The following is a 9,460-nucleotide window of genomic DNA, read 5'->3' on the forward strand; positions in this document are numbered from 1 at the left end:
CGGTGTCGACAAAGAGGCAGCGGGTGGGCCGGAGTGGCGATGTTCCGCCAGTGTCCAGAGTTCGCCACTGACGTTTTTGCCGCCGCGGAAGCCTGTTTTGACCGTCCCTGACCGGCTCTGATCGGTGAAAAAGGGGCAGCAGCGGCCGGATTTATACTGTGTATTTTACTTTCTGATGGTCATTTTTACTTTCTGATGGGGTTTTAACCCCTTGTCGTGGTCGTGCCGGATGCGCTGGAATGCGACCGCTGTCGGGACGCGCGGTCCGGAGCACCGCGCGTCCGACCAGGATTCGTAGGCTGGATCGTGCAACCTGACGTCTCATCAGACGAAAGGATGTCCATTGATCGGCTGGCGCAAGACCCAGCTAGCAGCCGCCGTCACCGTCACCGCCGCGTCCATGGTCCTGAGCCTCGGGACCATCGCGAGCGCGGCCCCGACCCAGGATCCGCAGAACGCCCAGGCGGCGTCCTCGGACGGGTCGCCGGCACCGGTGATCGTGATCCTGAAGGACCAGATAGCGGACGCCCCGGCCGACCACGGTCACCTCGGCGCACGTGAGCAGAAGACCGCCAGCGCGCAGAAGCCGCTGCTGGACAAGGTCAAGGCCAACGGCGGCACCAACGTCAAGAGCTTCGTGGTCGGCAACGCCTTCTCCGCCACGGTCAGCCCGGCCGAGCGCGCGGCGCTCCAGTCCGACCCGGCGGTCGCCGCCGTGGTCGCCGACACCCAGGTCCAGGTGGCCCCCGTCGCCTCGACCACCGCCAAGAAGGCGGACACCGCGGCCACGGCCTCCGGCAAGTCCGGCGACGCGTCGAAGGCCGTTTCGGGCAGCAACGGCCAGGGTTCCCAGGAGAACGCGACCAACACGGTCTGCCCCTCCGACCCGACCAAGCCGCTACTGGAGCCCGAGGGCCTCTACTCGGTCCGTGCCTACAGCGGCAACGGCAACCCCGGCGTGGAGAACCTGGCCACCGGCAAGGGCGTCAAGGTCGCCTACATCGCCGACGCGCTCGACCCGAACAACCCGGACTTCATCCGGGCCGACGGCTCGCACGCCGTGGTCGACCACCAGGACTTCTCGGGTGAGGGCTGGGACGCGCCGAGCGGTGGCGCCGAGGCCTTCGGCGACGCCTCGGCGGTCATCGCCCAGGGCCGTCAGACCTACGACGTCTCGCAGTTCGTCAACGCCTCGCACCCGCTGCCGGCCGGCTGCAACATCAACATCCGCGGCCTCGCCCCGGACGCCGACCTGGTCGCCCTCAAGGCCGGCGGCGAGATGATGTCCAACTCGTCGATCCTGCAGTCCATCGACTACGCGGTGCGGGTCGCCCACGTGGACGTGCTGAACGAGTCCTTCGGCGGCAACGTCACCCCGGACAGCGGCGCCCACGACACCATCGCGCTCTTCAACGAGCAGGCCGTCAAGGCCGGTGTCACCGTCGCGGTCTCCACCGGTGACGCCGGTATCAGCGGCACCATCGGCACCCCGGCCACCGACCCGTACGTGATCTCGGTCGGCGCGTCGACGGACAACCAGAACTACCAGCAGACCGGCTACGCGGCTTCCAAGTTCTCCAACAAGACCTGGAACAACAGCCGGATCTCCGCGCTCTCCTCGGGCGGCTTCACCATGGCCGGCCGCACCCTCGACCTGGTCGCCCCGGGCGAGTCGGACTGGGCGCTGTGCACCGCCGACACCACCAAGTACGCGGACTGCACCAACTTCAACGGCAAGGGCTCGAACATCCAGCCCTTCGGCGGCACCAGCCAGGCCGCCCCGTTCGTCACCGGTGCCGCGGCCCTGGTCATCCAGGCCTACCGCGACACCCACGGCGGCGACTCGCCGTCCCCGGCGCTGGTGAAGAAGTTCATCACCGGCACCGCCACCGACCTCGGCGTCCCCGCCGAGGAGCAGGGCGCCGGTCTGCTCAACGTCCGGGCCGCCGTCGAGGCCGCCCGCGGCTACGACGACGGCGACGGCACCGACGGTGCCCGCACCGTCGTGGTCAACACCGGCCAGGTGAGCATCCAGGGCGCCCCCGGTTCGACCCACACCGCCGACGTCTCCGTCACCAACACCAGTGACGAGCCGCAGTCGGTGAGCGCCACCACCCGCAGCTTCGCGCCGCAGGCCACCAACCAGCAGGTCGTCAAGCTGGACTCGGCCTCGACCGACACCTTCAAGTACGCCACCAACGGTGCCGACTGGGTGCAGAAGCAGGTCAAGTTCACCGTTCCGGCCGGTGCCGACCGCCTCGCGGCGTCGATCGCCTGGCACGGCGGCCCGAACCCGGTCACCAACGGCCCCGTGGTCCGCATGACGCTGCTCGACCCGTCGGGCCGCTTCGAGACCAACACCCGTCCGCAGGGCGGCGCCACCCCGGCCAACTTCGGCCTGGTCGACGTCCCGCACCCGGTGGCCGGCGAGTGGACCGCCATCATGTACACCCCGGCGGGCAAGGCCGGCTACACCGGCGACGTCCAGTTCGGCACCTCCACCCAGCGCGCGGTCCCGGCCGGCGCGGTGAGCCCGAACACCACCGAGCTGCAGCCCGGTCAGACCAAGACCCTCAAGGTCCAGCTGACCACCCCGGCGACCAGCGGTGACAGCAGCGAGGCGGTCCTCGTCTCCAGCTCGAACGGCAACACCACCAGCGTCCCGGTCGTGCTGCGCAGCCTCGTCCCGGTCAAGGACGGCAAGGGCAGCTTCACCGGCACCATCACCGGTGGCAACGGCCGCGGCTCCTCGCCGACGCAGATGTTCGCCTACGGCTTCGACGTCCCGAAGGGCCAGAAGGACCTGCGGGTCGGCGTCACCGTCGGCAAGGACGCGAACCTGTTCATGCAGGGCGCCCTGATCAGCCCGAACGGCACCCCGGTCGACATCGAGGGCAACACGCTGTTCGACGCCCAGGGCAACCTGACCGGCGCCGCCAACGGCGTCTCGGCCACCACGATCAACCCGGCCGAGGGCCACTGGCGCTTCGTCCTGAACGTGCTCGGCCCGGTCAGCGGCCAGGAGCTCGCCCAGGACTTCGCCGGCAGCATCGCGTTCAACCAGAACCAGGCCACCGCGGCCGGTCTGCCGAACGACCCGAAGACGAAGCTGGCGGCCGGCAAGCCGGTCACCGTCAACGTCAACTACACCAACAACACGGTCGCCACCCAGTCGATCGCGGCCGACGGCCGCCTCGACAAGCGCGTCGACCTGCCGCTCGTCCCGCAGGGTGCCTCGGCCAGCGTCAACCTGCCGCTGAGCCTGACCTCCTCGGTGCCGAGCTTCCTGGTGCCGCCGAGCACCGACCAGCTCAAGGCCGTGGCGGCGTCCTCGACGCCGGCGCAGATCGAGCTGAGCGCCACCACCGCCTCGCCGGACCTCTTCGGTGACCTCAAGAAGGCCCAGGACGGCTCCGCCATCTCGGTCGCCACCTCCAAGGGCAGCGCCGAGCAGCCGATCGTCCCCGGTGCCTGGAGCACCTTCGTCCAGCAGATCGGCCCGTTCGGCACCGCCGGCGCGCCGAAGGGCACCTCCACCATCACCGCCACCGCGCACACCCTGGCGTTCGACCCGGCGCTGACCTCCAGCACCGGTGACCCGTACGCCGCCGCGGTGAACGCCACGGCCACGGCCGCCGCCCCGGTGACCGTCGCCCCCGGCGCCACCGGCTCGCTGCAGGTGACCGTCACCCCGACCGGCCCCAAGGGCAGCACGGTCAAGGGTCTGCTCTACCTGGTGTCCGGCCCGACCTTCGTGCCGACCGCCAACAACAGCCTCGGCACCACCGGTGCGGTGCTCGCGGCGATCCCCTACAGCTACACGGTGAACTGACGCTCAACCAGTTCAGCGCACCAGCCTGAGGCCGAGGCCGTCCCGGAGTTCCGGGGCGGCCTCGGCTGCTTGTCCCGGTGCCGGAACAAGCCGGGGCCGTCCGCTTGTTGAGCCTGGGAGGAGAGCCCTCGGGGTCCTACGGAGCGGAACGGGAGCGGGAGTTGAACGAGGCGATCAAGCACAGCGAGATCGAGGTGAACGGTGTCCGGCTGCACCTCGCCGAACAGGGGGAGGGGCCGCTGGTCCTGCTGCTGCACGGCTTCCCGGAGAGCTGGTACTCCTGGCGCCACCAGTTCGCGCCGCTCGCCGCGGCCGGGTACCGGGTGGTCGCCCCCGACCAGCGCGGCTACGCCCGCAGCGCGCAGCCGGCGGCCGTGGACGCGTACTCCGTACTGCACCTGATCGGCGACGTCACCGCGCTGATCCGCGAACTCGGCGGGGAGAAGGCCGTGGTGGTCGGCCACGACTGGGGCGCGCCGGTCGCCTGGGGCACCGCCGCCCTCCGGCCGGACCTGGTGCGCGGGGTCGCCGGCCTGAGCGTCCCGCCGCTGCCGGCCGGCCCCGGCACGCTGCAGGCGGCCCGGGAGAGGTTCGGCGAGGGCTTCTACCAGATCTACTTCCAGCAGCCCGGCCGGGCCGACGCCGAGCTGGCCGCCGACATCAGGTCCAGCCTGCGCCGCGTGCTGTGCGGCCTCCAGCCCGGTGGCGAGCCGCGGCCGTGGGTCGTCCCCGAGGGCAGGACCCTGCTGGACACCATCCCGGAGCCGGACCGGCTGCCCGGCTGGCTCACCGACGCGGACCTCGATGTGTTCGCCGCCGACTACGCCCGGCACGGTGAGCGGGCCTTCACCGGCGGGCTCAACTGGTACCGCAACATCGACCGCAACAACGAGCTGATGGCTGCCTTCACCGGCCTGCGGATCGAGGTGCCCGCGCTGTACGTGGCCGGCGAGCAGGACCTGGTGAACGCGATGATCCCGCCCGGTGTGCTGGACTACCTGCTGACGGAGCTGACCCCGCGGCTGCACCGGCACGTCCGGCTGCCGGACACCGGCCACTGGACCCAGCAGGAGCGCCCGGCCGAGGTCACCGAGGCGCTGCTGGACTTCCTCAAGAGCCTGGACTAGCCGGAGTTCCGGCCGGCCTGGTCGCCCTGCCCCGTGCGGGCGGTGACCAGGCCGGACTCGTACGCGGCGATCACCGCCTGGGCGCGGTCCCGGACGTCGAGCTTGCCGAAGATGCTGGTGATGTAGTTCTTCACGGTGGACTGGCTGATCTCCAGGGCCAGCGCGATCGCGGCGTTGTCGAGCCCGGTGGCGATCAGCCGCCACACGTCGACCTCCCGGGGCGTGAGCTCGCCGCACCGCACGGCGGCCGGCGATGCCGGGGCGGGCGCGGCGGGCGCCCGGACGTAGGTGGAGATCAGCCGGGTGAGCAGCCGCGGGGCGACCACCGCCTCCCCGGCGTGCACCGTCCGGATCGCCGAGCCCAGCTCCTCCGGGGAGACGTCCTTGGGCAGGAAGCCGTGGGCGCCGGCGCGCAGCGCGGCCACCACGTACTCGTCCATGTCGAAGGTGCTCAGCGCCAGGACCCGGCAGCCGGGCAGCTCCCGGGCCAGCCGCTCGGTCGCGCCGACGCCGTCCAGGACGGGCATCCGGATGTCCATCACCACGACGTCGGGGAGCAGCCGGAGGGCGGCGGCGACGGCCTGCTCGCCGTCCCCGGCCTCGCCGACCACGGTCAGGGACGGGTCGGGGGAGAGGATCAGCGACAGGCCGCGGCGCACCAGCGGCTGGTCGTCCACCAGCAGCACCCGGATCCGCCCGGTCATCGGAGCACCTGCCCGGTCTGGACCGCGGCCTCGGCCGATTCGGCGTCGGTCAGCGGGAGTTCGGCGGCCACGGCGAAGCCGCCGCCCGGCTGCGGGCCGGTCGCCAGGGTGCCGCCGTGCAGGGCGACCCGCTCGCGCATGCCGAGCAGGCCGTACCCGGCCCGGCCGGTGGGCTCCGCCGGGGGCGCGCCGCCGCCGTCGTCCCGCACCTCGACGGTGACCCGGTCCGGGTGGTAGGCGAGGCGGACGGTGGCCCGGGCGGGCCCGGCGTACTTGCGGGCGTTGGTGAGGCCCTCCTGGACGATCCGGAAGACGGTCAGCCCGACCGTCGGCGGCAGCGGGCGCGGGGGCCCGTCGACGGTGAACTCGGTCGGCAGCCCGGCCACCCGGGACTCGTCCACCAGCCGCTCCAGGTCCTCCACCCCGGGCTGGGGCAGCGGCGGGGCGGCATCCGGTTCGTCCCCGGTCCGCAGCACGTTCAGCAGCTGGCGCATCTCGCGCAGCGCCAGCCGGCCCGAGGACTCCAGGACGACCAGGGCGTCCCGGACCACCTCCTGGTCCCCGAGGTTGGCGCGGGCACCGCCGGCCATCAGCTGCATGGTGGTGATGTGGTGGGCCACGATGTCGTGCAACTCCCTCGCGATCCTGCGGCGTTCGTCGGCCACCGCGCGGTCCGCCAGCAGCCGGCGGTTGGCGGCCACCTCGCGCTGCCAGCGGGCCACCACCAGGCCGGCCCCGGCCACCATGGCGGCGGCCGTCGGGTCGGCGATGAGCTGCGGCCAGAGCGGGGAGTCGAGGCGGAACTGGCTCAGCGTGGTGCTCAGCGCCGTCGCAGCCGCGGCGGCCGCGGTCACCGGGACGCTCAGGCTCACCCCGACCGAGTACAGCGCGACGGCCAGCACCGCGCCGAAGTGCGAGCCCATCGGGGAGAGCAGGTCGGTCCCTGCCTGGAGCACCAGGACGACGGCCAGCGCCGGCAGCGGGCGGCTGCGCCGGGCCAGCAGCGGCAGGGCGGAGAGGACGCTCAGCGCGAAGGCCGGCACGCTCATGCTGCGGGTGCCGGTCACCGGGCCGAGCAGGACGTAGCCGATCAGGTCCAGGGCGCCGGCGCCGATGGCCACCATGGCGTCGGTACGGGTCCACGGCAGGCGGTCCGTCCAGTCCTCCAGCGGCCCGTCGGTACCCGCGTCCACCCCGGGGCGCTGACGCCCGTCCATCTGATTCCTCCCGGCTGACCAGCGCTGACGCCCCCATTCTGGCATTGGCGGGCCGGGCCGGGCGTGCTCCCCCGGGCGGAGGAGCAGGGGCCCGGACCAGGACCACGGTCCCGGTCCCGGCCCCCGGCGGGGGAGCGCGGGCCCCCGGCGGAATCCTCCGCTGCCAGGACGCCCCGGCACCCCCGCGGCTGATGGTCTTGGAACAGGCCGGGAACCCCCGGTCCAGAGGCCGACGTTCGCGTCCACCGACCGGAGGAACAGTGATCCGCGCACTGACCGGATTCTCCACCCGACACGCCTGGAAGGTCATCGCCGTGTGGGCGGTGCTGGGCATGGGGCTGGCCGTGCTCAGCCCGATGCTGATGTCCCGGGTGACCCAGTCGCAGAGCGGGGAGTTCCTGCCGCGCAGCTACGACTCGGCGGCCGCACTGCGGATCGCCGAGCAGGACTTCGGCATCAAGCCGGACGCCACCACCGTCACCGTGCTGGTCGCCCGCACCGACGGGAAGGCGCTCACCGCCGACGACCAGCACAAGATCGAGGCCGGCGCCGCCAAGCTGGGGGAACGCAAGGTCACCATGCCCCGGAAGCCGGACGAGCCGGCCGCGCTGGTCCCCGACCGCTCCCAGACGCCCCGGGTCGCTCCCGCCACGGTCGCACCGGACCGCACCTTCGAACTGCTCAGCGTCGAACTGACCGGCAACGCCGCGGACGAGGGCGTCCAGGGCGTCTACCGCACCTTCCGGGACCAGGCCCGGGCCCAGTTCGACGGGATCGGCATGCGCACCGGGTTCACCGGCGGACTCGCCCAGGTGTCCGACACCACCGAGGCCAACCGGGGCGCCATGGTGCTCGGCAGCGCCCTGCTCACCGCACTGATCGTGCTGCTCAACGTGCTGGTCTTCCGCAGCGTGCTCGCCGCCCTGCTGCCGCTGCTCGCGGTCGCCATGGTCAGCGGCGCGGCCGGCGGCGCCGTGGCCGGAGCGGCCGCCCTCACCGGTCTCAAGCTGGACAGCTCTACCCCCAGCCTGATCGGGGTGGTGCTGCTCGGCATCGGCGTGGACTACCTGCTGTTCCTGCTCTTCCGGTTCCGCGAGCAGTTGCGCGCCCGGCCCGAGCAGAACGCCCGGGAGGCCGCCGCCGAGGTGTCCGGCAAGGTCGGCACCGCGATCACCTCCGCCGCGCTGACCATCGTCGCCGCCTTCGCCACCCTGGCCGTGGCGAGCTTCGGCCAGTTCCGCTCGCTCGGCCCGGCCGTCGCCGTCGCCGTGCTGGTCATGCTGCTGGGCAGCCTCACCCTGATGCCCGCCCTGCTCGCCGCCTGCGGCCGCGGGATCTTCTGGCCCTCCCGCGCCCTGCGCCGGGAGCCGCGCCCGGGCGTCGCCGCCCGCTTCGGTGAGCTCGTCGCCCGCCGGCCGCTGGCGCTGCTGCTCGCCTCCGTCGCCCTGCTGGGCACGCTGGCCGCCGGCACCGCTGGACTCAAGATGGACTACAGCCAGGGCGACTCCACCACCACGGCCGCCGCCGCCACCGCCGCCGAGATCGCCCGGGCCATGCCCGCCGGCGTCTCCGACCCGACGACCGTCTACCTGGTCGCCCGGGACGGCGGCACCGTCGACGCGGCCCGCTTCGACGGCCTGGCCCGCGAGCTCAAGGGCGTCGAAGGGGTGGGCCAGGTCGGCCGGCCCGTCCTCGCCGACAACCACCGGGCCGCCCGGATCGACCTCTACCTGAACGCCGACCCGCAGAGCCAGCGTGCCCGGGACCTCGCCTCCGGCCCGGTCCGCGCCGCGGTCGCCGCCCACACCCCGGCCGGGACGGTCGGCCACGTCGGCGGCACCGCGGCGATCTTCGCCGACATCGCCACCGCCGTCGACCGCGACCTCACCGTGGTCTTCCCGGTCGCGGCCGCCCTGATCGCCCTGATCCTGCTGCTGCTCCTGCGCAGCCTGCTCGCCCCGGTCGCGCTGATGCTCTCCGTCGGCCTCGGGTTCGCCGCCACCCTCGGCGCGGCCACCCTGCTGTTCCAGCACGGGCTGGACCGGCCCGGTGTCTCCTTCACGCTCCCGCTGGTGCTGTTCCTGTTCGTGGTCGCGCTCGGCACCGACTACAACATCCTGATCACCGACCGGATCCGCGAGGAGATGCACCGGCCCGGGTCGGCCCGCTCCGCCGTGGCCCGCGCCGTCCGGCACACCGCCCCGGCCGTCGCCACCGCGGGCCTGGTGCTGGCCGGCTCCTTCGCGACGCTGGCCACCACCCCGGGCAGCGAGCAGGTCGCGTTCTCGCTGACCCTGGGGATCCTGCTCTCCGCGCTGGTGCTCTCCCTGGTCACCGTGCCGGCCCTGGCCGCCCTGCTCGGCCGCGCCCTCTGGTGGCCGCTGCGACCGGCCCCGGCCGCCGCGCCCGGCACCGACGCCCGGCCGCCCGTCGCGGCGCCGCGCCCGGCCCCGGACCAGCTCGGCGCGCGCTGACCACCGGAGCGCCCGCAGACCACCCGAGGCCGCCGGGACCCCCCCGGAGCCCACCCACGCGGCGGGCAGACGCAGGGGCGACCAGGAAAAAACGAACGAGAAGGGG

5 protein-coding genes are annotated in these 9,460 nt (G+C 73.1%); 3 read left to right on the forward strand and 2 right to left on the reverse strand.

Annotated elements, in window-relative coordinates:
- Positions 1-343: 343 nt before the first annotated feature.
- Both ACFWXO_RS34930 and ACFWXO_RS34935 read left to right on the forward strand, forming a co-directional pair.
- On the forward strand, positions 344-3,832 hold the full coding sequence (locus ACFWXO_RS34930; RefSeq protein WP_375896014.1) for a S8 family serine peptidase: 3,489 nt from the start codon (positions 344-346) through the stop codon (positions 3,830-3,832).
- Between the two features lie 161 nt (positions 3,833-3,993).
- Positions 3,994-4,959, forward strand: coding sequence for an alpha/beta fold hydrolase (locus ACFWXO_RS34935; RefSeq protein ID WP_375896011.1), 966 nt, complete (start codon positions 3,994-3,996; stop codon positions 4,957-4,959).
- On the opposite strand, the gene ACFWXO_RS34940 is transcribed toward ACFWXO_RS34935, so the two are convergent.
- Entirely contained in the window at positions 4,956-5,663 is a 708-nt protein-coding gene (locus ACFWXO_RS34940; RefSeq protein ID WP_380529089.1) for a response regulator, read from the reverse strand. The two genes, ACFWXO_RS34935 and ACFWXO_RS34940, sit on opposite strands and share 4 nt — an antisense overlap.
- Complete coding sequence (locus ACFWXO_RS34945; RefSeq protein WP_380529091.1) at positions 5,660-6,880, reverse strand: sensor histidine kinase; 1,221 nt, start codon at positions 6,878-6,880, stop codon at positions 5,660-5,662. Before ACFWXO_RS34945 ends, ACFWXO_RS34940 begins: the two co-directional genes overlap by 4 nt.
- 260 nt (positions 6,881-7,140) lie before the next feature.
- Between ACFWXO_RS34945 and ACFWXO_RS34950 the strand changes: the two genes are divergently transcribed.
- The gene (locus tag ACFWXO_RS34950) at positions 7,141-9,354 is read left to right on the forward strand and encodes an MMPL family transporter (protein ID WP_380529093.1); all 2,214 of its coding nucleotides are present in this window, start codon (positions 7,141-7,143) and stop codon (positions 9,352-9,354) included.
- The last annotated feature ends 106 nt before the right edge of the window (positions 9,355-9,460 follow it).

Source organism: Kitasatospora sp. NPDC059088, from assembly GCF_042738155.1.
Classification (GTDB): Bacteria; Actinomycetota; Actinomycetes; order Streptomycetales; family Streptomycetaceae; genus Kitasatospora.